We start from the raw sequence: 25,557 nt of genomic DNA, 5'->3' as shown, positions 1-25,557 counted from the left end.
GATGCTGGCCTTCTCGCTGCTGGTCTGTGCCGCGATCACGCTGGCGTGGCTGTGGTTTTTCGTGCGCCGCGACATTCACCCCGAACCCGGCTGGCTGCTGGCCCGCACCTTCGCCTGGGGCATGTTCGCGTGGTTGGTGGCGGCGGCTTTTGAAGCTAGTCTGGGGAGGCTGCTGGGCGCTCACCAGCCGCTTTTGCTGCTGCTGGTCGCATTATTGACCGCGCTGATCGAGGAAGTCAGCAAGTTTTTGGCCGCCAGCACCGCCGTCACCGAGGATGACTTCGACGAACCGATGGACGGTCTGGTCTACGCGGTGACGGCAGCCCTGGGTTTCGCGCTGGTCGAGAACCTGACTTACGTGCTGGGCTTCGGCCCCAGGGTAGCGGCGTGGCACGCCCTGCTCACCACGCTGGCCCACGCCCTGTTCAGTGCGCCGCAGGGCTACGCGCTGGGTGGACAGCGCTGGCAACTGGGCCGCCAGCAAGGGCGCCTATGGGTGCTACGGGGGCTACTGCTCAGCGTGGCGCTGCATTTTGTGTTCAACAGTCTGCTGACGGGTGGGGCAGCGGGCTGGACGGCTCTGCTGGCCGTGGCCCTGACCGTCACTCTGATGCTGCTGATGGCCGGGCGCTATTACGCCAGTTTTGAGGCGCACGCCCGCCAGCACAATCAGGTACTGGCGGCTCAGGCCGGGGGCGCGTCGCCGCGCAGGTAGGCGATCACGTCAGCGGCGGTGTAGCCCACCTTCCAGTCGCTGAGGGCATAGATGCCGTCGCCACTGGTGAGCAGCGGCTTTTCGACATCGCCGTTTTTCTGAATCTGGGCCAGCCCCGCGTCCGACATCAGCGCGTTGCACAGGCACTTGCGGCCCACGGTGTCTTCAGGCTTGCCGCCTTTGGTGAGGTACTGGTCTACCGGCTCAGAGGCGCAGCGCCAGCCGACTTTGCCGCTGTTGTCCCAGTGGGCTTCGCGCAGGTAGCCGATGTCGCACACGCGCTGGCGCTCGGCGTAGACCGCCGGGTTCGACAGCGTATCGGGCAGTTGCACCACCTTGAACGGAAAGCCGGTGGGCGAGGCGAGCGGGTCGGTAAACACGCTCAGGCGCTCTTGCTGGGCCTGGACTTGCACCCGTTGACGAAAGTCGGCCCGGAAGCCCGATTCGTGGCAAAAGGCAAATAGCGTGCCCACCTGAATCCCTGCCGCGCCCTCGGCCAGTGCGGCCCGGAGTGACTCGGGCGAGGCCTGCCCCCCGGCCAGCCAGAACGGCACACTCAGCTTACGCATCTCCGAGAGGTCGCAGATGTCGCGCTCGCCGTAGATCGGTTGCCCGAGGTCGTCGTAGGTGACCTGTCCACGCGGCGGCGCGTTGTGGCCCCCGGCGGTCGGCCCCTCGATCACGAAGCCCTGGATGCTGCCGCTGGCCTTCTTGAGCAGCACGTTCGCCAGCACATGCGACGTGATGATCGGGTAGAAACTGGGGCGCGGCACCTCAATTCCTCCCAGACCGTAGTCGGCGGGGTCGAGGGTCACGACCGGGGTTTCGCCCTGGGGGTCGCCCTTGACGTCCAGCCGGAACGAACCCGGTTTTCCGGCGGAAAAGGCGTCGAGGGCACCCGGAATCTCACGCGGAATGCCCGCGCCCATGATGACCGTTCCGGCCCCGGCCAGCACTGCGCCGTACAGCGAGGGCAGATTAAACAGTTGCAGCTTGGTCAGCAGGTTGATGCCCACCGGGTTGCTGTGGCCTTCGCGGGCCAGCCAGACCTCGACGAAGGCACCCATAATCGACAGTTCCCAGGTTTCCTGGTGCCTACTGAGACTGGGCAAGGGCACGCGCTTGTAGGGTTTGCCCTGGCGGCCCCCGGGTAAAAAGTATTTGTCAAGCGTGGCCTGGGCGCGTTGCTGGTTGGGGTAGGCGGCCAGGGCGCGGCGGCTGTGACCGCCCTCGTCGCCGTCTTGAAGCCGCCGCACCAGCACGGTGTCGATGCCAGTGCCCGAAACGATGCCGAGTTCGCCGGTGCGCGACACGGCGTTGGCCAGCCTCCAGTCTGAAACCGCGACGCCCATGCCCCCCTGAATGATGCGGGGCAACGTAGTGACAGAAGAACCAGTCGCGGCAGAAATAGATGTTGATTCAGTCATAACGTCCTCGGAGGGTCTGGGCAAAACATGATAATTGAGAGTGAAACCCAGGATACTGCATCAGTATCGCGGCTTCTGAAGCTGGCACACGTTTATTGGTACTCGGTCAAAGATAATTCGGACTGCGCTCAATTCCGCTCGCAGTTTTCCTGCTGTGCCGGGCTGCGGGATGCATTACCCTGAACACATGACACAACCCAGTGCGTTTCAGGCCAGCTTGCCCCAGACCTTCAAGGCCCTTTTGCTGACCAAGGACGGCGACGTAGTGCAGGCCGCCGTGACCGACGTGCCCACCGAGCAGTTGCCCGTGGGCGACGTGACGGTGCAGGTCGAGGTCTCCAGCCTGAACTACAAAGACGGGCTGGCGGTGGCGGGCCGCCCCGGCGTGGTCAGGAATTATCCGATGGTGCCCGGCATCGATTTTGCAGGCAAGGTACTGGAGAGTGGCAACCCGGCCTTTAAGCCCGGCGACGACGTGGTGCTGACCGGCTGGGGCGTGGGCGAGCGGCACTGGGGCGGCTACAGCGAACTGGCCCGCGTGAAGGGCGAGTGGCTGGTCGGGCGCCCTGAGCGGTTTTCGGCGCACGATACTATGGCTATCGGCACAGCGGGCCTGACGGCGATGCTCTGCGTGCTGGCCCTGGAAGACGGCGGCCTGAAACCGGGTGACGGCGAGGTGCTGGTGACTGGCGCGGCAGGCGGCGTGGGCAGCGTGGCGGTCAGCCTGCTGGCGGCGCTGGGCTACGACGTGACCGCCTCGACCGGGCGCGTGGAGCAAGAGGGCGATTATCTGCGCGGGCTGGGGGCCAGAAGCGTCATTCACCGCGACGAACTAAGCGCCCTGAAAAAGCCGCTGGAAAAGGAGCGCTGGGCGGCGGCGGTAGATGTGGTCGGCGGCGACACGCTGGCGGGCGTACTGGCGAGCACCCGTTACGGCGGGCAGGTGGCGGCGTGCGGACTGGCCGGGGGCATGAAGATGACGACCAGCGTGGCCCCCTTCATTTTGCGCGGAGTGACGCTGCGCGGCGTAGAGAGCGTGACATGCCCCGCCGGGCGCAGGCAGCAGGCCTGGGAACGCCTGAGCCGCGACCTGCCGCAAAAGCTGCTGGCTGAGGGCGTCAGCACCGCCAGCCTCGCGGACCTGCCCCGGCTGGCCGAGGACATTCTGGCCGGAAAGGTGCGTGGGCGCGTGGTGGTGCAGGTGGCCGGGGAGTAACGCCAACTACTTTTCCCCGAAACTGGGCACCCGGTCGCCGTGGATGGCGTAGGCGTCGCAGCGTTCGCGCAGCACGCACACGCCGCATTTGGGGCGCGTCCACTGGCAGACCTGTTGGCCGTGCTTTAGCAAGTTCTTATGCAACTCGAACAAAAAAGGCGGGTCGGGTGGAAGCAGGGCCAGCAGCGCCCGGTGCGCGGCCTGCTCGCCCATTTTAGGAATGGTGCCGACCCGCGTATTGATGCGGTGGACGTGGGTATCCACCGGAAACACGGGCCGCGCGAAATTGAACAGCAGCACAAGCGAAGCCGTCTTGACGCCGACGCCGGGCAGGTCAGTTAGCCACTTCAGCGCCTCCTTGAGGGGCAGTTCACGCAGGAATTCGAGATCATAGCCGCCGGGCGCGGCCTTGATGCGGCGCAGCGTTTCCTGAATGCGTGGGGCCTTGCTCTCGGGGTAGTTGCTGCGACGAATGGCGTGGGCGACCGCTTCGGTGGGCGCCTCGATGATCGCGTCCCAGTCGCCCAGTTCGCTCAGGCTGTAGTAGGCGGCTTCCTCATCTTTGTGGGTAGTGCGCTGCGACAGGATGGTCGAAATCAGCTCGTGCATCGGCTCGCGGCGTGGTTGCAGGGCCAGTTCGCCGTAAGTTTCGCGCAGGCAGTCTTTGATCCAGGTCAGCAGCTCGGCCCGCTCCCCGGCAGGGCGCACGGCGTTCAGTGGTGGGGCGTTTGGGGTCGGGGTCGTGTTCACGCCCCGCAGCTTGCGCTTTGGCCTGTGCCGCGCTGACAAGTCCGGCGTGAAGGGCGGTTTAGAGCAGGACGTAGAATGAAGGGGGCAGCGGTGTTTTTCCGACGTGCCCATCATTCGGAGAACTGCTCTAGTACAGACTGCCGATTGCACCGGGCAACATGGCGCAGCTCTACCCCGACCAGCGGAAGAAGGCCAAAAGAGGCTGCTGGCAAGGTTTCAGGTTTGAGAGTCGTGCTCTAAAGCCGCCTTCGCTTCCGCGACCTCGTCCCAGGGCAGCGTCTCGGTGGTGCGTTCCAGAGTATCCTCGGGACCTTTGCCCGCCAGCAGTACCGTGTCGCCTTCCTGTGCCGCCCCGATGGCGTACCGGATAGCTTCCCGGCGGTGGCCGATGCTGGCGTAATTACTGCGCCCGGCGTCGTTCGCGCCGCGTTCCATTTCGGTCAGGATGTCGGCCAGGGGCGTGTCGCGGTGATCTTCCTCGGTAAAAATGGCGTGGTCAGCCAGCCGGGTGGCGACCTCGCCCAGCGGCGCCCGCTTGTAGGGATCGCGTGGCCCGCCCGCCGAGCCGATGACCACCCACAGTTGCCCGGTCGTGGTGGCCCGCAGCGTGCTCAGGGCTTTTTCCAGGCTGGGCGGCGTGTGGGCAAAGTCCACGATCACGCGGGGGCTGCCTGCTACGCCGGGCACCAGCTCCATGCGCCCCGGCACCCCCCGGAAGCTGGCAAGGCCCGCCTGAAGCTGTTCGGCAGTCGCGCTGAGGTGGGCGGCGGCGGCCATTGCGGCCAGCGCGTTGGCGACATTGAAGCGCCCGATCATGGGCAGGCGGGCTGCAAACTCGCCTAGCGGTGAACGAACCTGAAAGTGCAGGCCAGTGGCGCGTTCCCCGATCTGGCTTGCCTGCCAGTCGGCCTGTACGCCTTCGGTGCTGTAGGTCGTCTCGGCGGGGGCTACTCTGGTCAGCTGGGCAGTCCAGGGGTCGTCGGCGTTCAGCACAGCGAATCTGGACTGCTCGATCAGTTTGCGTTTGTCGGCAAAGTAGTTTTCGACCGTGCCGTGAAAATCCAGGTGTTCGCTGCTCAGGTGCGTCCAGACAGCCACGTCCCAGTCCACGCCGCGCACCCGGTCGAGCGCCAGGGCGTGGCTGCTGGCTTCCAGCACAACCGCCTGCCCGCCCGCACGCACCATCTCGCGCAGGGTCGCCTGCACCTGAGGCGCTTCGGGCGTGGTGAAGTGGGCCGGGAAATGCCGCAGCTCGCCGTCGGGCAGTTCATAGCCCACCGTGCTCAGCAGGCCCGTTGCTAGCTGCGCCGAGCGCAATAGGTGCCGGGCCAGCCAGCTGGTGGTGGTCTTGCCGTCGGTACCAGTAATTCCCACGACCTTCAGGGCGCGGCTGGGATGTCCGGCCAGGGCCGCCGCCGCGTCGGCCAGGGCGGCGCGGGCGTCGGTGACCTGCAAGTAGGGCAGGGCCGGGGTCAGTCCTTGTGGCAGGCCCTCGCCCAGCACCGCCACCGCGCCGCGTTCCCGCGCCTTTTCGATAAACCCGTGACCGTCGAACTTCGCGCCGCGAATCGCTACGAAAGCGTCGCCGGGCTGCACCCAGTCGGCGTTGTGGGTCACTCCGGTCACGTCGGTGTTCCAGGCAGGGTCGGTTGGACTAGGGCCAGGCTGAGCAGCGCCGGGCCGACTGGAGACGGCCTGATTAAAAGTTGGCAGGTTCAGGGCGTGGGCAAGCTCGGCGAGACGCATCCTTCCGAGGGTAGCAAACGTGACCGGACACGGCTTAACTGCAGAGGTCTGGCTCCGTTTGGCGTTACGCTGGGGGCATGAAGGCGCAGCAGTCGGGAAGTCAGGGGAGGCCGGGGCGCTGATGCCAGGCGCGGGCGGAGGGCCGGGCGCGGGCCAGGCGTCGGGGCTGACGGAAGTCAGTTACAGCACCAATCAGGCCAATGCGCTGATTCACCTGTACCGCGCCGAGGTCGGCAAGATGACGGCGTACCGCCAGCGCCTCGACATGACCACCAACTGGTCGGTGGTGACCACGGCGGGGCTGGCAAGTTTTGCGCTGGGCAGCCGTGACAACAGTCACGCGACTTTTCTGTTCGCCATGTTCATGAACTATTTTTTTCTGCGGCTAGAGGCGCGGCGGTTTCGCACCTACGAGATCGCACATCACCGGGTCAGGATTATGGAGCGCTTTTTTTTCCCGGCCATGCTGGGCGACAAGGTAGACCCCGGCTGGCATCAGCTGCTGCTGGCTGAACTCGCCAAGCCGCGAAGTCCCATGAGCCGTAACGACGCGCTGGGCTGGCGGCTGGGGCGCAACTACCTGTGGATCTACACGGCGGTGCTGCTGGCGTGGTTCGCCAAACTCGACCTCAGCGTGCCCAAGGGGTTCGTACTGGACACCCCTGCCCTGTTGGCACTGGCTGACATCGGCAATTTTCCCGGCTGGCTGGTGCTGCTGGGCGTGCTGGCGTTCTACAGCTACCTGATCTGGCTGGCGCTCCACGCGGCGCGGACCTATCCGCTGGAAGAGGGCTGAGTGCAAGGCGCCGACTGATCACGCGGTAGGTTCGTTTCCGGCGGTTGGTGCTCAACGGATTGAGATTGAACCGGGCCGTTTCAAATTCAGTCCGAGCAGAGACGAGGGAGGAAGCTACGGGTTTCGCGGTAAGGCGCTGCTGGCCGAGGCCCGTCTGGTGCTTTTCCAGACTAGGGGCAAATCCGAGAGACAGGCATGACCGACTTTGCACGTCAGTAGGTTCGGGCCGCACCCCGGCAAGGGCACAAGGCCGCAGCTTCCATTCTCAAAAGCCCTTCCCGCGTTAGCCTTGAACTTGTGAGCGCCGACGCTGCTGCCCCTTCCCCGCCCCCAGAGACGTTGCTGGGCAGCTGGCAGGTGGTCGTGCCTTTGCCCGTCCCAGCCGTGGATTTTTTACCGCCGCATGGCTGGCAAAGCGGCTGTCAAAGCGGCTGGCAAAAGGACTGGCAGGGGGCTGCGCCGCTGGGCTGCCGGGTGCTGGTGCCCTGGCGCGGCGAGCTGGTCGTGGCCCTGGTGGTCGGCGCGTCGGACGGGCACGGCGCACACCGCCTGCGCGAGGCCGTACACCTTCTCGACGCGCCAGGCTGTCCCTGGGTGCCGCCTGCCACCGTGCAGGGCGTGAGCGCCTGGGCCGCCGACGCCCGCATTCCCGCCGGGCTGGTGTGGTCTGACCTGCTGGGCGTGGGCTGGAACGCCGACTATGTTCACCGGGTACGGGCGGTGGAAGGCGCAGACCTGGCGCCGTTTGCCCGCCAGGTGCCGGGGCACGATTGGACCGACGCCGGGGCCTTTGCGCCCGCGCTGCTCGACCGGATTCGTGAACAGGGCCTGCTGGACGAGGAATTTTTGCCTGTTCCCCGCGTCGTTTCCATGATCCGGGCGCGGGAACTGGCGCAGGTGCCACCCGCCGCCCGCAGTGAAACGGTGATCGTGCCCCGGCCCTGGGCCAACGTCGATGAGGCGCTCAGAATGCACAAGGCCGTCTCGGCACTCTCGCCGCACGGCGCGGCTCTGACCGTCAGGCAGGCGCAGGCCCACGCCTGGCTGCTTGAGCAGGGGCCGCAGCTCTCGGTCGCGGCCTGGGCGCGGGGTGCTGGGGTCACTTCTGCCGCCGCGCAGAAGGTGCTGGAGTACGGCGCGGCCACCCAGACCACGCAGGAGCGCCCCCCGAGCTGGGCGTGGCGCTGGCTGGAGCAGGCAGGCACGGTCAAAAACCTTAGCCAGTGGGCCAGCGCTGCCGGGGTGAGCAACGCGGAGGTGACCCGGCTGCTCAACGCGGGCGGGGCCGAATACGGCTTCGCCGAGCTGCCGCCGCCCGCCGCGTGGAACTGGCTGCGGGAACATGGCCCGGTGGCCACTGTCACGGCGTGGGCTAGGGCCACGGACCTTAGCCCGGCGGCGGCGGGAGCGCTGCTGGCCCGTGGCTGGGCCGACAGCGTGCAGCTGCCCGCGCCTGCTCCGGCATTGCCTGCCCCTGTGCCCGGCTCGCCCGCCGCGCCTACCGATACTTTGCCCGAAGGCCCGGTCTGGCGGCTGCATGGGGGCCGCGCCGCCGAGCGGTTCCGGGCGCTGGCCCCGCGCCTGCTGCGGCTGCTGGAACAGGGCCGGGGCGTGCTGGTGCTGGCCCCCGACTACGCCACGCTGCGCCGCGCCTGGGACGGGCTATCCGGACTGGCGGCGCGGGCCGGAACGCAGGCCGTACAGCTCACCGGGAGCCTAAGCGACGTGCAGCGGGAAGAAAGCTGGCGGCTTGTGCGCACGGGCGCGGCGCGGCTGGTCATCGGCAGTTCGCACGCGTTGCTGGCCCCGCTGGCAGACCCGGCGCTGGTCGTGGTGCTCGAAGAAGGCAGCGACGCCCACAAACTCCTGAGCGGCTCGCGGGCCTTCTTGCCGGACGTGGCTGCCCGGATCGCGGCGGCGCACGGGGCGGCGCTGGCCTACGTGGGCAGTGTGCCCGCCGCCGAGAGCGTTCCTGTGCCCGGCGTGGTGCTGGCGCCCCCCCGCGCCCGGATTCACGTTGTGGACTACGCCAGTCCGCCCGAACAGCCCGAACTGGGGCCGCTGTCGAGCGTGCATCTGACGCCCGGCGACTTGGGCTATCCGCTCAGCCATGACCTTGCCCGGCTGCTGCGGCAGGTGCAGGAACGGGGGCGACAGGCGGCGTTGCTGGCCCCCCGGCGCGGGTATTCGGCGCTGCTGCGCTGCCCGAACTGCGAGCACACGCCCCACTGCAAAAACTGCGACGTGCCGCTGCGCTTTCACCAGGAAACCCGCCAGCTGACCTGCCATCAGTGCGGGTACCACGAGGCCATCCCCGACCGCTGTGACCACTGCGGCGAACGGATGTGGAAGGCGCGTGGCCCCGGCACCGAATGGATTGCCCAGGAGGTGCGCCGTCTGCTACCCGGCTTTCCAGTCTTGCGGCTCGACAAGGACCATCAGGACGACCTCGCGGCGTGGCAGGCGGGCGGGCCGGGGGTAGTGGTCGCCACGCAGCTGCTGCTTTCGCAAGAAGCGCCGCCAAATCTGGCCCTGATCGGGGTTACGCTGGCCGACACCTGGTTGAGCGTGTCGGACTTCCGCGCCAGCGAGCGCTACCACCGCCTGCTGCGCCAGCTGGCCGAGTGGCACCCCCGCCGCGCCCCACTGTTGCTGGTGCAGACCTTTCAGGCCAGCCACCCGGCGCTGCGCGTGCTGGTCGCGGGCCAGGACGCCCTGGCCTACCCGCTGGCCGAGGAACGCGCCCGCAAGGAACTGGGCTACCCGCCGCACGCCCGCCTCGCCCAGATCGAAATTACTGCGCGGGAGGCGCACAAAGCGCAGCTGGCAGCGCACGAACTGGCCGCCGCCCTGCACGGCGCGGGAGCCACCGAAACCGAGGTGCTGGGGCCAGCGCCCAGCCCGGTGGCCCGGCTGCGCGGCGTGTATCCCTACCACATCTTTTTGCGGGCCAGGAGCGACCAGCGCCTCGGCGAACTGCTGCGTATCCTCGATAGCCGCACCTGGAAAGCCCGCGTGCGTGTAGACGTCAACCCGCGTGGGGGGCTGTAGCCCGTTTAGAGCATTTTGCAAAAGGGTGGTGCTCTTTTGACCATCTTTTTGCCGAGTGGAACGAGTAAACAAGAAAGAGCAGGACGTAGCATGAAGGGGGCGGCGGTGTTGTTCCGACGTACCCATCATTCGCAGAACTGCTCTAACTAGCGTATTTGACGTGTGTTTACTTGCGCCCCGCCATACCGACGCCGTGTCCATAGACCAGTTGGCCGCCCAGCATCCCACCCGCCAGAGCTAGCCCCAGCCCCGCCAGCGAGAGCGCCTTACCCAGAGCGCGTTGGCCCCGGTGGCGGGCCACCAACGAGGCCACGTTCAGGAAAAGGGCAGTCTCCTCGGCCAGGCCGTGGACGGTAGCGGTGTTGCGGGCCTGCCGGGACATGGGTCGCCAGGTCCACTCGGTCCAGCCCGCCGCCACGGTCGGCACCGCGCCCAGCGTTCCCAGAAGCAGCACGCGGTCGGCGGCCTGTTCATGGCCTGCGCCAGGCCAGAAATCGAGCGCGGCGGCCAGAATCCAGCCGCCCAGGGGCAGGTGAATCAGCACGGGGTGCAGGGGGTGGCCGACTCCGTCGTTAAGGAGAATGTCCCGTACCTCTGGCGGCAAGCGGGTTTCCAGTTCACGTGCCAGTGGTAGAAGTTGCGTGGTCAGGTCGTTGACGGCAGGCGGCGCGGTGACTGCTTGCTCGAAGGACTGGCTGAGGGTCGTCATGGTGGGCCTCCTGGCTGCTGTTGTAGCGCCCGTCGCCGTTCGTCTGGGCCACAGCCGGATTAAGCCCTGTTCATCAGACCTCTTGCGCAAATAATTTTGTAGGCCAACAGGATGAAAAATGATTGTGCAGCACGCAGTTTGAAGCTTAGAGCAGTTCTCCGAATGGGCACGCCGTAAAAACACCGCCGCCCCCTTCATGCTGCGTCCTGCTCTTTTTTTCACTCGTTCCATTTTGCAAAAAGGTGGTGCTCGTTTGAACATCTTTTTGCAAAAATAACTACTCAGCACGTAAATCTGGGGAAATTAGATAGTAAATCGCAGTAAGTTTATAGTCGGTGTACTGGCGGTGCGATGTTTTGGACATATTCTTAGCCCGGATTTCGACAGAAACCTATCTAGAGGCTGGTTTTCGCCGTGTTCATCGTGCTGAGTAGTTACTTGCAAAATGCTCTAAACGGAAGCAATTTTTGCGTCGTATGGGCGTATACCCGCTTTAAATCTTGCCGTGAATACCGCGCTTTTTGCCATTTGGGAAGTGAGTGGGGCATCCACGAGACTACCGCTCACCGACTGACTCGACAGTTGCCACTTTCCGGCTAGGCCTCAGGGCAGTCGCACGGCGTCGCAGCTTGACCCCGGATTGGCCGGGGCGTTGGTCGCCACCACCACGGTTTCCTTGCCGCCCACATAGCCCTGGCAGCGGGCCAGCTGTTCCAAGTAGGCCGGGTCCGTCGCCATCTTCTGGGCTTCCTGAAGCACCTGCACGTCGTGTTGTAGGCCCGCGATACGGCCCTGGGCAGCGCGGCTATCCTCGGTCCAGACCACCGTGCGGTAGATACTGTTGCCGATCTGAAAGCTGAGCTGCACGATGCCCAGCGCCAGCAGCAGGCTGGTCATCATCATGGTAACTGGCAAGCGGCCCAGCAGGCGGCTCAGCGTTTCCCAGCGTCCCAGCAGGCTGCCGCGCTTGCCCAGCGGGAACAGCTCGCCGGTATCCGCGTCCGCACCGTTTTCCCCAGACAGGTCGGGGTCTGGGCTTCCATTGTCTTCTGGCCCCTGCTCGGGCGTCCACTCGGTTTCAGGTTCAGGGGCGCTTTTACGTGCCGGTCGAGGCGCCGCGCCTGACCCCGCCGAATCGGGGACAGTCGGAGCAGCAGTCTGGCCATCAAAATCGGCACGCATCGGTTTAAGAGAATACGCCGTCTACACTAAGGGGGATGAGTATGACACCTATTCAGAGCCAGAATCCCGCCCCCAATTCCCAGCCGAGCCTGGAACGTCAGCTTCAGCGCCTTGACTGGAGCCGCGCGCACCGCACCCCCATTCAGATGCGTTACAGCGACACCGACGCCATGGGCCACCTGAACAACGCCATCTATGTGCAATACCTCGAAACTTCACGCATGATCATGCTGCGCGACACCCTTGCGGCCCCGCTCCGTACCGTGCTGGCACGGGTCGAACTGGACTACCGCCAAGAGATCAAACTGGGCCAGGAGGTCGTGGTCGAATCGGTCATCGAGCGCGTCGGCACCTCGTCCTGGACGGTCGCTTCGCGGATGCTGGCCGACGGCGTGGTCAGTGCAGTAGCCCGCAGTGTGGAAGTGCATGTCGATCAGGCGCTGCGCCCCACCCCCCTGCCAGACGAAGTCAAGGCCGCCTTGGCGCCACTGTTTGCCGGGCCACAGCAGACGACATTGTGACCGGACCTGCCTTTGAAGACAAGGTGCGTTACCAGGGCGACATCTGGGTGCGCCTCGACACCCTGCCGCGCCTGCTGGCCGAGGGCTGGCGGCGCACCCTGGCGCAGGGCGGCGTAGTCAGCGTTATGCGTACCCCCTTCAACTGGGTGATGGCGAGTCCGGTGATCGAGATCGAAACGGGCGGCTACCTGGGCAACGTGGGCCTCTACGTGCCTGAAGTGCAGTGGGAAGAAGCCGTGGCGATCATGGACGGTAAAGACCTGGAAGACCTGGAGGAACGCCCCGGCCCAACTCCATAACCTGTGGGCAAGCCGCGCCCCCAATCCCCGCTTTTGCCAAGTGGAACGAGTGAAAAAGAAAGAGTAGGACGTAGAATGAAGGGGACGGCGGTGTTGTTCCGACGTGCCCATCACTTCGGAGAACGGCTCTAATTAGAATAACCGGGCGGCTGTTGCAAGAGGTCTATTCAGTTTCAAAGTGAGGCTCACGATGACGGCGACAGAACAGATCAGCATTGGTGTGGATATCGGTGGAACCAAGATTGCCTGCGGCGTGCTGCGCGGCGATCAATTGGTGGGGCGGCACGTGCAGCCGACCCCCGAAACAGGCTGGGAAGCGGTGCTTGACGCGGTGGCCGCGCAGGTGCTGACCCTTCAGGAAACCCAGCCCGGAGCGCGGCTGATTGGTGTGGGCGTGCCCGGCCCGCTGAACGCCGAGCGCACCCGCGTCAAATTTGCGCCCAACATCTACGGGTTTACCGATGTGCCGCTGGTCGATGGGCTGCGCGAACGCCTGGGGCAGCGCATCATTTTGGAAAACGACGCCAAGGCCGCCGCCCTGGCTGAGGCACATCTGGGTGCGGCGCGCGGCACCGAGAGCAGCATCTACGTAACGGTCAGCACCGGCATCGGCGCGGGGCTGGTGCTGGGGGGCAAACTCTGGCGTGGGCGGCACGGCATTGCCGGAGAGATCGGTCACATGACCGTCAAACCGGGCGGCCCGGTCAGCGGCGTGGGGCTGGACGGCGCGCTCGAAGCTGTCGCCAGCGGCACGGCCATCGCGCGGGACGCCAGCTACGCCCTGAACCGCGAGGTCAGCACGCCCGAGGCTTTTCAACTTGCTGAGCAGGGGCAACCTGCCGTGCGGCGCGTGGTCGAGCAGGCCATGAAACACATCGGGGTGGCGCTGGCCGACTTGCAAAAGATCATAGACCCGGAAGTGTTTGTTATCGGCGGCGGGGTCGCCAGCGTTGGCGACTACTTTTTTAACGGCGTGCAAAAGGCCGCCAACGAATACTCGCAGGGCTTTGCGCCCGTGACCATTCGCCGCGCCCAGCTGGGCACCGACGCGGGCGTCATCGGCGCGGCGCTGGCGGCCCGCTACGGCTGAAGGCCCGCCGAACGTCTATGCTGGGGCCATGACGCTGCACCCCGAACTGAGAAAGGCGCTGCCGACCTCGCCCGAAGAGTTTGAACGCCTGTCGCCCGAGCAGGTCGCGGCGCTGATCAATGGCCCCGGCGGGCGCGGGTTGCCGGGCACCCTGGGCGAGCGCCTGGGCATCCGCTTTCTGAGGGTAGAGCGTGAGCGGCTGGTGGCCGAGATGACGGTGGCGGGTAACCTGCAACCCGCCGGACGCCTGCACGGCGGCGCAAATCTGGCCCTGGCCGAGGAACTGGCGAGTGTGGGGTCGTGGGCCAATCTGGACGCGGCGCGGCAAATGGCTGTGGGCGTGGACCTTAATGCCACCCACGTCCGGGGCGTCAGCGAGGGCGTGGTCATCGGCGAGGCGAAGCTGGCCTACCGGGGCCGCACGGTGATGGTCTGGACCGTGGAAATCCGCGACGAGCAGGGGCGCGTCACCAGTCTGGCCCGCTGCACCTGCAACGTCATCAGCCTCGGCGCCTGAAGTCTGGGTACTGAAGCAGCCTGGGGACGGGAATCCTACGGGCGGCCAGTGGCTCATATGGGGTTCCGGGCGTGGAGTGGGCACCCCGGCGTCCTTGCGGGTGGTCAACGGAACAGACGGCAGTCCGTATGACTTCTGGTCCAGAAAGCGAATGTTCTAAACTGGGGCATTGTGACCACGCCCGAACCGACCCCCACCCTTTCATTCGGCGGCAAACCCCGCATCTATCCCATGCGGCTTTATGGCGATCCCATCTTGCGGCGCAAGGCTAAGCCGCTTCAGCCTAGCGACACCCTGCATGTGCCAGGTTACGAGCCGCAGACGGTGCGCCAAGTGGCCGACACCATGCTCGAAACGATGTTCGAGGAGCGCGGCGTGGGTCTGGCGGCCCCCCAGATCGGCCTGCCGGTGAGGATGTTCGTGGCAGTCGAGTACGAGGATGATGAGGAAGAAAAAGAGGGCCAGGAAAAGCCGCTGCGTTCACGGGTGCTGCGCGAGTACGTGATGCTCAACCCGGTCATCAAGGTGCTCGACAAGAAAAAAGATAAGTCGTACCAAGAAGGCTGCCTGAGCATTCCCGGTATCTACGAGGAAGGCGTGCCCCGCGCCCGGCGCGTGAGCGTCAGTTACACCGATCTGGACGGTCAGGCGCGGACCCTGGACGCCGAGGATTACCTCGCCCGTGTGTTCCAGCACGAGACCGATCACCTCGACGGCAAACTGTTTCTTGACCATCTGCCCGCCGAGATCACCGACGAGCACCGCCGCGACCTGCTCAAGATTCAGCAGGCCTCCAAGAACTTTTTGCATCACCTCACGACCTGGGAAAAACAGCGCCAGCACACGCGGGAGAACCTTTGACGCCCAAGCTGCCCCCTGGCCGGACGTTCCGGGTCGCCTTCTTCGGCTCTCCTGCGTTTGCCCTGCCGGTGCTGGACGCGGTGCGGGAACACTTTGGGGTCGTGCTGGTCGTCGCCCAGCCGGACAAACCCGTCGGACGCGGCCTGAAGCTGACGCCGCCGCCGGTGGCCGCCCGCGCCGCCGAACTCGGCTTGCCGCTGGCCCAGCCGAAAAAATTACGCCACAACGTCGAATTTGCCACACAACTGCGTGACTGCGGCGCAGACGTGGCGGTGACCTGCGCCTATGGCAAGATTCTGCCCGCCAGCGTGCTGCACATTCCGCGCTACGGTTTTCTGAACACCCACACCAGCCTGCTGCCCAAGTTGCGTGGCGCGGCCCCGATCCAGTGGGCGCTGATCGGCGGCGAGGCGGTTACGGGCACCACCATCATGCAGACCGACGAGGGCATGGACACCGGGCCGGTGCTGCTTCAGGAGGAATTGCCCATTCCCGCCGACTGGACGGCCCACGAACTCGCCGACGCCCTGAGCGCCCAGGCTGCGCGGCTGATCGTGCAGGCGCTCTGTAGCCTGGACACCCTGACGCCCACGCCCCAGGACGAGTCCGGGGCCACCCACGCCCCGATGCTGGTCAAGGAAGACGGCTTCGTGCGCTGGCAAGACGCGGCGCAGCAGGTGGTCAACCGCTTCCGGGGCGTGGCGGCGTGGCCCCAGACCACTGCCTTTCTCGGTGGAGCGCGGGTCAAGCTCGGTGGGTTGCAGCTGGCCGAGGGGCAGGGGCAACCCGGCGAGCTTTTGCGAATCGGGGAAGGCCGCGTGGTCGTGGCGTGTGGCCGTGGCGCAGTCAGCATTGCCCAGGTTCAGCCAGAAACGAAAAAGGCCCAGCCCGCCCAGCAGTGGGCCAGCGCCGCTGGACTGGGCCAGGGCACGCGCTTTGACCTCTGGAGTCCCACTTTCTGAACGGATTGTGGGTCATCGCGGCGCGGTTGGCCCCGCTGACGCTCTCGAAGTCGGGCAACAGCACTTTCACGCCGCGCACCCGGTGCCAGTGTCAGTGCCAGTACCAACCAATCCCAGTACCGACCGACCCAAAAATGGGGGCCAGCGATCTGGCCATCAGCGTTGTCAGCGGGCTGGCGGATGTGCCGGAATTGAGCGCAACGTGTAATGATCTCGCAGTTGCGAGGTACGCCCCGCAAAAGCCTGCCCTTGACTTCCGCTAAGCCTAGCGGGTACTCTTTTGTCCGCTGGTCCGGTAGTGTAGCGGTTAGCATATCTGCCTGTCACGCAGAAGGTCGCGGGTTCAAATCCCGTCCGGACCGCCATCAAAAGAGATCAGTCTCAGCAGCGAGCGCCCCGAGTGGGCGTTTTTTGTTGTCTTGCTTCCAGTGACCCGCCCCTGCCCCTACGCCATCTGGCCGTTGGGAGTTCTGCGCGGGGCGTGTAGGCTGGAAACCGTGACTCGTCCATCTTCCAAGCGGGCAGCCCAGACCAGTAAGCCTGCCGCCCGGCTGCCTAGCGGCGCGAAAGACCGCGCTCCGCTGGTGCTCGCGGCACTTCAGGAACTGTATCCCGGCGCAGTCTGCGAACTCAATTTCCGCACGCCCTTCGAGCTGTTGGTCGCCACAGTGCTTAGTGCCCAGGCCACCGACGTGAGTGTGAATCTGGCGACGCCCGCACTGTTCGGTGCCTACCCCGACGCCCACGCGCTGGCCCTGGCTGAACCCGAGGACATTGAGCCGTACATCCGCCGCATTGGCCTGTACCGCGCCAAGGCGAAAAATCTGGTCGGGCTGGCGCGGGGGCTGGTCGAGCGCCACGGCGGGCAGGTGCCGAACGACTTCGCCGCAGTGGTCGCGCTGCCCGGTGCCGGACGCAAGACCGCCAACGTGGTGCTCAGCAACGCCTACGGCTACCCGGCCATTGCCGTGGATACCCACGTGGGCCGCCTCGCCCGCCGCCTGGGCCTGAGCGCGCAGACCGACCCCGATAGGGTAGAAACCGACCTGGAACGCATTTTCCCGCAAGACCACTGGATTTTTACGCACCACGGCCTGATCCTGCATGGCCGCCGGGTGTGCTTTGCCCGCAAGCCCAACTGCCCCGGCTGCCTAATGGCTGGGTTCTGTCCGAAAATCGGGGTGGAGACCGTTGAAAAATGACGCTTTCGCCTGTTGTTTTTGCCTGTTGGCCACTCACTCCTTCCCACTGACCTGCCAGAGGCGCTCCCCATGACCTGGAAATTCTCGCGTCAGGTCTGGCTGTACCTGATGTCGGCGTTTAGCTTCGGGCTGTCGCAGGCGTTTTTGTCACTGTTTCTTAACTTCTATCTGCGGGCACTGGGGCTGGGAGCCGAGTGGCAGGGGTTTTTGAATGCACTGCCCGCGTTGACGCTGGCGCTGCTGAGCCTGCCCGCCGTAGCGCTGGCCCGGCGCATCAGCAACGCGCACACGCTGAAAATCGGGGCGGCGCTGACCGTGCTGGGCACGCTGCTGCTGGCGCTGTCGCATGGGCCAGAATTGGTGGTAGCGGCTTCTCTACTTACCGGGGCAGGCGCGGCGCTGAGCGTGGTCGCCGGGTCGCCCTTTATGGCGAACAACAGCGACGAGGAAAGCCGCGTGACCCTTTTCAGCGTGCAAAGCGCCCTGATGACCGGGGCAGGCTTTCTGGGCAACCTGATCGGCGGGCGCGTGCCCGACACCTACGCGGCGCTGACCCATACCTCGGCGCACGGGGTCGAGGCCCTGCGAACGGCGCTGCTGGTGGCCGCCGGAATCGAATTTCTGGGCCTTATTCCGGTGCTGTTTCTGCGCCCTACCGGCAAAACCAGGCCGGGGGGCCGCAGTTTTGCCATTAAGGACAAGGCTACAATGGCGCGGCTGGTGCTGCCTAACATTCTGGTGGGGCTGGGGGCGGGCGCAAGCATTCCCTTTTTGAACGTGTATATCGAGGGCCGTTTTCACACCGACTACGCCAGCCTGGGCAGCCTGTTTGCCTGGACCAGTCTGGCGACTGCCGCTACCTCGCTGCTTCAGCCGCTGCTGGTGCAGCGCCTGGGGCAGCTTCAGGCGGTGCTGGTCGTGCAGGCCAGCAGCCTGCCTTTTCTGGCGCTGCTGGGCTTTGCGCCGCAGCTGTGGATGGTTGTGCTGGCGCTGTTTACGCGTGGGGCGCTGATGAACGCCGCCGGGCCGGTCTACGGGGCCTACGCCATGACCGCGTTGCCGGAAGAAGACCGCCCGATGTATTCGGCGGTCAACACGATCGCCTGGGACGCGGGCTGGGCCTTAAGCAGCGTGCTTTCGGGCGTAGTCCGGGCACAGCTGCCCTTTACGCTGGCCTTCAATGTCTTGTTCGGTTGGACTTTGGTGCTGTATGCCGCAAGCGTCACGGCGATTTATCTGGGGCTATATCGCCCGGCGCAGGGGCATAGAGCGCTGGAGGGGGGTAAACTGTGAAGGATGACTGACCAGACCCCCCTCCAGCGCCTGCACCGAGTTCAGGAACTCGACCTGAGTCTCGACCGTCTGCGTGACGAGGAAGCTAACTTCCCCGAAGCGCTGCGTGCCGCCCGCGCTGAGCAAGACCGCCTGAACAACGAACTCGAAGAAACCGAGATTACCCTTGAGGGCGTGGAAAAACGCGTCAAGCAGGCCGAGTTCGACCTGACCAGCGTGCGCGACCAGATTGCCCGCGCCAAAGAGGAGCAGGAGAAAAACGCCTTCGACGCCCGTGCCCAGAGCCAGTACGGCAGCCGCCTTCAGCAGCTCGAAGAGCGCCTTGAAGAAATGGAAGAAGACCTGGCCCCCCTGCGCGAGCGCCAGCGCGAACTGACCGAAAAAGCCAGTGGCCTGCGCGAGCAGCACCGCACCGGACGCCCCGGCCTGGCTGAACTGGAAGGAGCCGACGAAAAGCGCATCAAGGGTCTGCATGCCCAGGGTGAGAACTCGCGCACCGAACGCGCTGAACTGGTCGGCGGCCTCGACAGCCGCACCGTCAAAGAGTACGACCAGATTCGCAAGGCCAAGAAGGGCCTGGGTCTGGCCGAGGTCAAGGCGGGGCGCTGCTCGGCTTGCAACGTGATGCTGCCCGTTAACATTCAGCAAAAGGTCGCTCTCGGGAATATTCCACCCGTGAAGTGCCCCAGCTGCGGGCGCTTCCTTATTCGTCTGGATATGTAAAAACAGTCCCTAATTAGGGGGCAGAACATAAAATTTCCGTCCCAGGGGGCCTCTGGCTGAGAGCAGTTGGAGGCCCATCTTGTATCTTTTTTTTGCGTGCGTACAAGCAGTTGTATGTCGGGCTATTGTGCCCTTCAAGGCCCGGTGATAAAGTCGACTACCGAAGATGACAGCGATTCAAGGGTCGCGTCCTCATGGTTTTTCCGTCAGTTCGTTCCAGGCCTGTTCCGTCTTTTGAAAAGATGGAAGGCTTTTTATGGCCGCCCTCAGTTCAAGGAGTTTGTATGACCACCACGACCCGCACCGACAAGACCGCCCAGCATTTCGACGAGAACGCCCAGCACATCGCCAAGCGCCAGTACCTGCAACCCAGCGACGGCGATATCAGCGGCATGTTCTGGCGAATTGCCGACTGGGTGGCGAGTGCCGAGGCCCCCGAAACCCGCCTGAACTGGGCGCAGCAGTATTACGACCTGATGGCCGAGAAGAAGTTCTGCCCCGGTGGGCGCGTGCTGGCGGGGGCGGGGACGCAGCACGGGAACGTGCTCAACTGCTTTGTGCAGGGAGCCACCGAGCACGACGCCAGCAGCTTCGAGGGCGTGATGGAAGTCGCCAAGAAGCTGGCCCTGGTGACCAAAGTGGGCGGCGGGAACGGCGTAAACCTGGACGTGTACACGCCCCGCGCCAAGAACAGTCGCAGCGACAACGGCGTGCGTGGCTGGGTCTACATGAGCGCCACGCATGCCGACGTGCAGGACTTTATCGAGGGCCTGATGCGCCCGCCCACCCAGCCCGACGGCGAAAAGCAACCGGTAGCGGTGCGCAACTGGACGCGGGTGGTCTACGGTCAGGCCATTTTGCCCGAACTGGTCGCCAGTGCGCGGGCCAACGGCGTGCAGATTGTGCGCACGCTACCCGAAGGCGTACAGACTGTACCCGACGACATGGGCGGCATCGTGGACGCGGCGCGGTTGGTGGCCGAAACCGCCAAGCTGGGCGTGGAACCTCGCCTTGACCTCAGCGAGATGCGGGCCGAGGGTGCGCCGATTCAAGGTTCGGGCGGCACCAGCAGCGGGCCGGTCAGCTTTTTGCTGGAAATCTTCGACAACTTTCTAGAGTGGGCCAACCGGGGCGGCGAACAGAGCGGGCCGATCAACACGCTGCGCTACGTGTACGCGCCGGTACTGCGGGTGGTGCGCCAGGGCGGTACGCGGCGGGGCGCTGGGATGGCGACCATCTCTATCGCGCACCCCGACGTGCTGGACTTTCTGACCGCCAAAGACCTTGACCGTGAGGCCGCCGAGGGCGACATTTCCACCTTCAACATCTCCATTCTGGTGGATACCAAGTTCTGGGAGACCCTGCAAGCGGGCGGGCTGTGGCAAATTGACGCGCAGGACGTGCCCGGCAAGTATTACCTCGCGCCGCAGCCAGGCGAGTACAGCGCCGCCCCCCCCGAACTGCCCGACCGCGCCGAGGACGGGGCCAAAGGCGTTCCGGTGTACGGCGGCGGTATTCCGGCCCAGTGGCTGTGGGATCAGATTGCCCAGCACGCCTGGAGCACCGGCGAACCGGGGCTGATTTTTAATGACCGGGTCAATGAGCACTCGGCGCTGAAAAACCTGGGTGAGCGCTACGAGATCAAGTCTACAAATCCATGCGGCGAGATTCCCCTGACCGTGGGCGAACCCTGCGACCTCGGCGCAATCAACCTCGCAGCCTACGTCAAGGACAGCACTTTCGACTACGCGACCTTCCGCGCCGACGTTCGCACCTGCGTGCGCTTCCTTGATGATGTGCTTGATGTTAACGTGTTCGCCCTGGAAGACAACCGCGTGGCCTCGCAGGATTTGCGACGGCTGGGCCTGGGCGTGATGGGGCTGGCCGACGCCCTGATTAAAATGGGCCTGCGCTACGACAACGAGGCTGGGCGCAGGGCCATCTACGACATCATGAGTGCGCTGCGGGAAGAAGCCGTGGCCGAGAGCGAACGCCTGGGCCAGGAGCGCGGCATCTACGCCGTGTACGAGCGCAACGCTGGCAAGATTCCGCATAAGCCGCGCCGCAACGTGGCCGTACTGACCGTGGCCCCCACTGGCACCACCTCCATGCTGATGGGCGTCTCTAGCGGCATCGAACCCGTGTTCAGCCCGTTTATCTGGCGCAAAATCGGCAGCGAGTACCGCGCCCTGCTGGCCCCGCTGTTCGTGGAACTGCTGGAAAGCTACCCCGCACCGAAGGGCATGGAAAAAGACGGCGGCTGGGACTGGGACAAGGTGACGGAGGCCGTCTCTGAGAACCACGGCAGCGTGATGGGCCTCAGCTTTATTCCTGAACCCATTCAGCAGGTGTTCGTATGCGCCCACGACATTAGCCCGGTCGACCATGTGCGGATGCAGGGCACCGTGCAGCGGGCCTTTGACGACGGCGAGCAGCACGCGGCTAACAGCCTGTCCAAAACCATCAACTTGCCCAACAGCGCCGCCGTTCAGGATGTGCAGGACGCCTACGCCGAAGCGTACAAAACGGGCTGCAAGGGCATTACCGTGTACCGCGACGGCTCGCGCCAGTTCCAGGTGCTGAGCACCAGTAAGAAGAAGGCCAAAACGGAAGAGTCCCAGGAAACCCCGACCAGCGAACCTGCCGTGACCCCGCAGCTTCCTGCTGCCCCAGCTTCAGGCAGCGCCCGCCCGCAGTACGAGCGCCCCGCCCGCCTAAGCGGGATTACCGATATGGTCAAGCTGACCGACCCGACCAGCGGCCACCGCCGCAGCTTTCTGGTGACGGTCAACCAGCTGGGCGGCAAACCTGTAGAGGTTATGGTCATCTCGGGCCGCGCGGGCGACGAGGCCAACGCCGACTCCGAGGCGCTGGGCCGCGTGGTGAGCATTGCCCTCCAGCACGGCGTTCCGGCGCAGGCGCTGGTGCATACGCTACGGGGCATCAACGGCGGGCTGTACGGCAGCTACAACGGGCGGCTGGTAGGCAGTAAGGCCGACCTGATCGCGGTGGCCCTCGACACCTTCCAAAAGGACATGGAAGCCGCCGCGCAGTTGCCCCCCCTAGCCGGAGGCAGTGGCGAAAGCAGCGTCGTAGCCGCCGGGCCAGCGGCACACGGCGTGAGCACCGACGGAATGCAAAAGGAAAAATGCCCCGTGTGCGAGGCCCAAGCGGTCATCCGGGAAGAAGGCTGCCTGAAATGCCAGGCCTGTGGCTACAGCAAGTGCGGGTAAAATGCCGTACTTAGCACAGCGCACTTAGAGGATTTTGCAAAAAGATGGTACTCTTTTGACCATCTTTTTGCCGAGTGGAACAAGTGAAAAAAAAGAGCAGAACGTAGCATGAAGGGGGCGGCGGTGTTGTTCCGACGTGCCCATCATTCGGAGAACTGCTCTAAGGAGCTGCCGGGTGCAGAACGGGTAGGAGCCTGGTTGAACCCCGACTGAAGGAAGCAGCCAAGGGTGGTCGCTGTAGGAACTGTACCCACAACCCGTAGCTTTTCCTACTCGCGTTCGCTCGGATTGAAGCCAAAACGGCCTGGTTCAATCGGCAGTCCGTTTCATCAGTGCCTGGGCTTCCCGCGCCTGCGCCCAATGCGGCGTCACTTCCGGTCATGCCCCGACTTCGGGCTGGCCGCGCAGAGCCTCGGCCAGCCCGGTAGAGTGCAGGCGCGTTAACTGCCTACCCAGGAGCTATTGCCACCCGGTCACGGCAGCCAGACCGCGCCAGACAGCTTTAGCGCTTAGGCATACTGAGGCCCAGGCCCGCCAGAAAGCTGCCGACAATGCTCAGGCCCGTCATGATCATGATGTTGTTGACCGGGTTGGGGCCTTCGTTACTCTTATTGGCGTACGCCACCGCGTGAAGTTGGTTGATCGAGATGGCATTCATGCCGAGGTACACCAGGCTGGCAATGACCACAATCAGACCGATCAGGAAGAGGGCGCGGGACAAAATCTGCATACCTGCATAGTAGAGGCCCGCTTCAGGCGGCTGCGCTGAAAAGGTAAGGAAAACCTTGATGTTTACTGGGGCGCTCGGCCCCGCCAGTTCAGCCCCGGCCAGTTCAGGCCTGCCAGCTCAGCCCGCGCACCGTGGTCGGAATACGCCAGAATGTGGTGCTGACGGTCATGTAAAGCGTGCGGCCATCCGGCCCACCGAAACACAGATTGGCACAGGTGGCGGGCAGCAGAATGCGCCCCAGTTCAGTTTGTCCGTCCGGCGAAAGCACGTGTACGCCGTCCCCGGCACTGCTCCAGATGCGCCCGGCGGCGTCGATCCGCAGGCCGTCGGTCTTGCCGGGGCTGAGTTCAAAATGCACGCCCTCGCTCCCGGCCTGACCGTCCGGTGTGACCCTGTAGCGGTAGACCTTGCTCTCGCCCGTGTCGGCCAGCAGCAGCGTGTCGGCGCTGGCGAACGCGAGGCCGTTGGGCTTGGTACGGTCTCGGATGGGCGCGGTCAGGGTGCCGTCGGGCGCCAGCCGGAAGACCCAGCGGCCCGGCAATTCCATCGCGCCGCCGTAGCCTTCTTCGGGCTTGTCGATGCCGTAGGTCGGGTCCGAAAACCACAGGCTGCCGTCGGGGTGCAAGCAGATGTCGTTGGGGCTGTTCAGCCGCTTGCCCTCGAATTGGTCGGCCAGTATGGTCCACTCGCCCCCCGTCTCCTGGCGCAGAATGCTGCGCAGCCCGTGCGAACAGGCCACCAGGCGGCCCTGCGCGTCCAGACAGTGCCCGTTTTGATGGTCGCTGCGTTCCAGTTCCACTTCCAGCGCCCCGGCGTCGGAATAACGCCAGGTTTTATTGGTTCGCACGTCACTGAAAATGACGGCCTGGCGGCTGGGCACGTAACAGGGGCCTTCAGTCCAGACGAAGCCGTCGCCCAGTTGTTCGGGCGCTGCCCCGGTGGGAAACAGGTCGAGAAATTCCGGGCGGGTCGCTTGCAGGGCGGGGGCGGACTGGGTCATGCTGCCATACTGCGCCCCCCAGGTCAGGCAGTCATGAGACAGGACGCGGCTCCACCGACTGTCTTTGCGCCGGAGGGTTACCACTTGCGTAGCTTTACGGGCGTCCGTCGGAGGTAGCGTCGGCGGCGTCCTGATCATCTTCCGGGAGCAGCGGGTCAACCGGGCGCGGGCGACCGTTTTCGTCCAGTGCCACATAAACAAATAACCCGCTGGTTGCCAGTTGCTGCTCGCCGGACGCCATGGTTTCCCGGTATACGTCCACCTGCACCGTCATGCTGCTGCGCCCTACCCGGATTACGCGGGCGTCGAGCGCCACGGCGTCGCCCACCCGAATCGGCAGGTGAAAGTCCACGGCGTCGCTGCGGGCCGTGACCACGCTGCCCCGCGCGTGCCGCACCGCCGCTACGCTGCCTACCTTGTCCATCAGGGCCAGCACCCAGCCCCCGAACGCCGTACCGTGATAGTTGGTGTCCTTGGGAAACACCAGTTCTAACATCCGGGCGCGACTGCGCGGGGCGGGCGTCAGGGGGGCGGGCAGCTTCTTCTCGGTCATCAATCAGAATTATGCCATGTGACTTTGCCGCACACCGTCACCCACAGTCCTAATCACTTCTATGGCCTGTTATCTATACATCTCCACGAATGCCAGCAACTTACAAATAGTTGTTAAGCACGACCAAGTTGCCGTGTAGGGATGACCTGATGTTTGGGTCATCCCTACACTCACACTGGGCCGCACCTTTTCCCATACTCGCTCTGCGGCGCAGCTCTACGAGTCCGCTCGGCCTGTCTAAAGACAAACTTGGTTGTCCTTATACGAATTCCAAAACGGACTCGCTTGAGCAAGCCTGCCCGCGTCCCGAATGTACCAGAATTTAACGGAATCAGTATCGCCTGCACGTCACAAATTTTTGCCCTCCCCGGCCAGAGAGGGCCGACATTCTGGCTCTGGACACGCCGTGAACGGAGGCCCACACCGAAAGGTGCTCATTGACACAGAATATTTGAACATGTCAGGATGACCGCAACAACCATAATTTGTAGAACAACGGTGCGCCGGGCTGTAGTGCCCCACCGTGGAGGTTCCCATGAAGCAACTACTTACCCTATCCGCCCTACTTTCCCTAATGGTCAGTCCCGCCCTCGCCGACAAGGTGGTCAACATCGGTTATTCCGGCCCTCTGTCTGGCGGCGCGGCGTCTTACGGTAAGAATGTCCAGAGCGGTCTGGATATGGCGATCAACGACATCAACAAGGCGGGCGGCATCAAGGTCGGCGGCGAGAAGGTCACCTTCAAGCTGATGGCGCTTGATGACCGCTACTTACCCAACGAAACCGCCACCAACGTCAAGCGCCTGACCGGTCAGGGCGTCAAGTTCATCTTGATCCCGCACGCCGGGGGCATTCTGACGGTCCAGCCTATGACCACCCGCGACCCCAACTTCTTGCTGCTGGCCTACAGCAGCGACCCGCAGATTTTGAACAACAACAACCCCCTGACCTTCATGTTGCCCCCGCGCTTCGACAACTACGG

At 64.7% G+C, this 25,557-nt stretch carries 23 protein-coding genes and 1 tRNA gene; 16 read left to right on the top strand and 8 right to left on the bottom strand.

What is annotated here, in order from left to right; all coding sequences use genetic code 11:
- Position 1 precedes the first annotated feature (1 nt).
- On the top strand, positions 2-715 hold the full coding sequence (locus QZ269_RS03800) for a PrsW family glutamic-type intramembrane protease (RefSeq protein WP_291424473.1): 714 nt from the start codon (positions 2-4) through the stop codon (positions 713-715).
- Here QZ269_RS03800 and QZ269_RS03795 read toward each other — a convergent pair.
- Positions 685-2,142, bottom strand: coding sequence for a nitronate monooxygenase (locus QZ269_RS03795; RefSeq protein ID WP_291424471.1), 1,458 nt, complete (start codon positions 2,140-2,142; stop codon positions 685-687). The genes QZ269_RS03800 and QZ269_RS03795 overlap by 31 nt on opposite strands.
- 187 nt (positions 2,143-2,329) lie before the next feature.
- Here QZ269_RS03795 and QZ269_RS03790 point away from each other — a divergent pair, with 187 nt between their 5' ends.
- Entirely contained in the window at positions 2,330-3,358 is a 1,029-nt protein-coding gene (locus QZ269_RS03790; protein ID WP_291424469.1) for an MDR family oxidoreductase, read from the top strand.
- A 6-nt stretch (positions 3,359-3,364) separates the two neighbouring features.
- On the opposite strand, the gene nth (QZ269_RS03785) is transcribed toward QZ269_RS03790, so the two are convergent.
- Together nth (QZ269_RS03785) and QZ269_RS03780 are read right to left on the bottom strand one after the other, a co-directional pair.
- Positions 3,365-4,108 (bottom strand): endonuclease III, encoded by a 744-nt coding sequence (gene nth, locus QZ269_RS03785; protein WP_291424467.1) that lies wholly within the window; start codon positions 4,106-4,108, stop codon positions 3,365-3,367.
- Between the two features lie 216 nt (positions 4,109-4,324).
- Complete coding sequence (locus tag QZ269_RS03780; protein WP_291424465.1) at positions 4,325-5,854, bottom strand: UDP-N-acetylmuramoyl-L-alanyl-D-glutamate--2,6-diaminopimelate ligase; 1,530 nt, start codon at positions 5,852-5,854, stop codon at positions 4,325-4,327.
- 121 nt (positions 5,855-5,975) lie between these two features.
- On the opposite strand from QZ269_RS03780, the gene QZ269_RS03775 reads away from it, so the two are divergent.
- On the top strand, positions 5,976-6,650 hold the full coding sequence (locus QZ269_RS03775) for a DUF2270 domain-containing protein (protein WP_291424463.1): 675 nt from the start codon (positions 5,976-5,978) through the stop codon (positions 6,648-6,650).
- Positions 6,651-6,947: 297 nt separating this feature from the next.
- Positions 6,948-9,701 (top strand): primosomal protein N', encoded by a 2,754-nt coding sequence (gene priA / locus QZ269_RS03770; protein WP_291424461.1) that lies wholly within the window; start codon positions 6,948-6,950, stop codon positions 9,699-9,701.
- A 166-nt stretch (positions 9,702-9,867) separates the two neighbouring features.
- On the opposite strand, the gene QZ269_RS03765 is transcribed toward priA, so the two are convergent.
- Positions 9,868-10,410 carry a DUF2231 domain-containing protein gene (locus QZ269_RS03765; protein ID WP_291424459.1) on the bottom strand — a complete coding sequence of 181 codons (543 nt, stop codon included), beginning with the start codon at positions 10,408-10,410 and terminating at the stop codon, positions 9,868-9,870.
- Between the two features lie 603 nt (positions 10,411-11,013).
- A complete protein-coding gene (locus QZ269_RS03760) occupies positions 11,014-11,592 on the bottom strand; it encodes a hypothetical protein (RefSeq protein ID WP_291424458.1) in 579 nt (192 codons plus the stop codon).
- 35 nt (positions 11,593-11,627) lie between these two features.
- On the opposite strand from QZ269_RS03760, the gene QZ269_RS03755 reads away from it, so the two are divergent.
- From QZ269_RS03755 to QZ269_RS03705, 11 genes are all read left to right on the top strand, one after another.
- Complete coding sequence (locus QZ269_RS03755; protein WP_291424456.1) at positions 11,628-12,113, top strand: thioesterase family protein; 486 nt, start codon at positions 11,628-11,630, stop codon at positions 12,111-12,113.
- Positions 12,110-12,412: a hypothetical protein gene (locus tag QZ269_RS03750; protein ID WP_291424454.1), complete on the top strand. Its 303-nt coding sequence runs from the start codon at positions 12,110-12,112 to the stop codon at positions 12,410-12,412. The genes QZ269_RS03755 and QZ269_RS03750 overlap by 4 nt, the downstream gene beginning before the upstream one ends.
- Before the next feature lie 190 nt (positions 12,413-12,602).
- Positions 12,603-13,502, top strand: coding sequence for an ROK family protein (locus QZ269_RS03745; protein WP_291424452.1), 900 nt, complete (start codon positions 12,603-12,605; stop codon positions 13,500-13,502).
- A gap of 28 nt (positions 13,503-13,530) precedes the next feature.
- Positions 13,531-14,019 carry a PaaI family thioesterase gene (locus tag QZ269_RS03740; RefSeq protein WP_291424449.1) on the top strand — a complete coding sequence of 163 codons (489 nt, stop codon included), beginning with the start codon at positions 13,531-13,533 and terminating at the stop codon, positions 14,017-14,019.
- Between the two features lie 231 nt (positions 14,020-14,250).
- Complete coding sequence (gene def, locus QZ269_RS03735; RefSeq protein ID WP_291424493.1) at positions 14,251-14,880, top strand: peptide deformylase; 630 nt, start codon at positions 14,251-14,253, stop codon at positions 14,878-14,880.
- Positions 14,877-15,842 carry a methionyl-tRNA formyltransferase gene (gene fmt, locus QZ269_RS03730; protein WP_291424447.1) on the top strand — a complete coding sequence of 322 codons (966 nt, stop codon included), beginning with the start codon at positions 14,877-14,879 and terminating at the stop codon, positions 15,840-15,842. The genes def and fmt overlap by 4 nt, the downstream gene beginning before the upstream one ends.
- A gap of 289 nt (positions 15,843-16,131) precedes the next feature.
- Positions 16,132-16,207, top strand: a tRNA-Asp gene (locus QZ269_RS03725).
- Between the two features lie 132 nt (positions 16,208-16,339).
- The gene (nth, locus tag QZ269_RS03720) at positions 16,340-17,044 is read left to right on the top strand and encodes an endonuclease III (RefSeq protein WP_291424446.1); all 705 of its coding nucleotides are present in this window, start codon (positions 16,340-16,342) and stop codon (positions 17,042-17,044) included.
- 69 nt (positions 17,045-17,113) lie between these two features.
- Positions 17,114-18,337, top strand: a complete 1,224-nt coding sequence (locus QZ269_RS03715; RefSeq protein ID WP_291424444.1) for an MFS transporter — start codon at positions 17,114-17,116, stop codon at positions 18,335-18,337.
- A 3-nt stretch (positions 18,338-18,340) separates the two neighbouring features.
- Positions 18,341-19,060, top strand: a complete 720-nt coding sequence (locus tag QZ269_RS03710) for a zinc ribbon domain-containing protein (RefSeq protein ID WP_291424442.1) — start codon at positions 18,341-18,343, stop codon at positions 19,058-19,060.
- Between the two features lie 284 nt (positions 19,061-19,344).
- Complete coding sequence (locus tag QZ269_RS03705) at positions 19,345-22,293, top strand: adenosylcobalamin-dependent ribonucleoside-diphosphate reductase (RefSeq protein ID WP_291424440.1); 2,949 nt, start codon at positions 19,345-19,347, stop codon at positions 22,291-22,293.
- Positions 22,294-22,795: 502 nt separating this feature from the next.
- Here QZ269_RS03705 and QZ269_RS03700 read toward each other — a convergent pair.
- The 3 genes from QZ269_RS03700 to QZ269_RS03690 form a co-directional block, all read right to left on the bottom strand.
- Positions 22,796-23,023 (bottom strand): hypothetical protein, encoded by a 228-nt coding sequence (locus QZ269_RS03700; RefSeq protein ID WP_291424437.1) that lies wholly within the window; start codon positions 23,021-23,023, stop codon positions 22,796-22,798.
- Positions 23,024-23,126: 103 nt separating this feature from the next.
- On the bottom strand, positions 23,127-24,023 hold the full coding sequence (locus tag QZ269_RS03695; protein WP_291424436.1) for an SMP-30/gluconolactonase/LRE family protein: 897 nt from the start codon (positions 24,021-24,023) through the stop codon (positions 23,127-23,129).
- Between the two features lie 94 nt (positions 24,024-24,117).
- On the bottom strand, positions 24,118-24,576 hold the full coding sequence (locus QZ269_RS03690; protein ID WP_291424434.1) for an acyl-CoA thioesterase: 459 nt from the start codon (positions 24,574-24,576) through the stop codon (positions 24,118-24,120).
- A 535-nt stretch (positions 24,577-25,111) separates the two neighbouring features.
- On the opposite strand from QZ269_RS03690, the gene QZ269_RS03685 reads away from it, so the two are divergent.
- The coding region (locus tag QZ269_RS03685; protein ID WP_291424431.1) for an ABC transporter substrate-binding protein at positions 25,112-25,557 on the top strand (446 nt) is incomplete at its 3' end.

Source organism: Deinococcus sp., assembly GCF_018260405.1.
Lineage (GTDB): Bacteria > Deinococcota > Deinococci > Deinococcales > Deinococcaceae > Deinococcus.
This window is presented reverse-complemented; position numbering and strand designations above follow the sequence as displayed.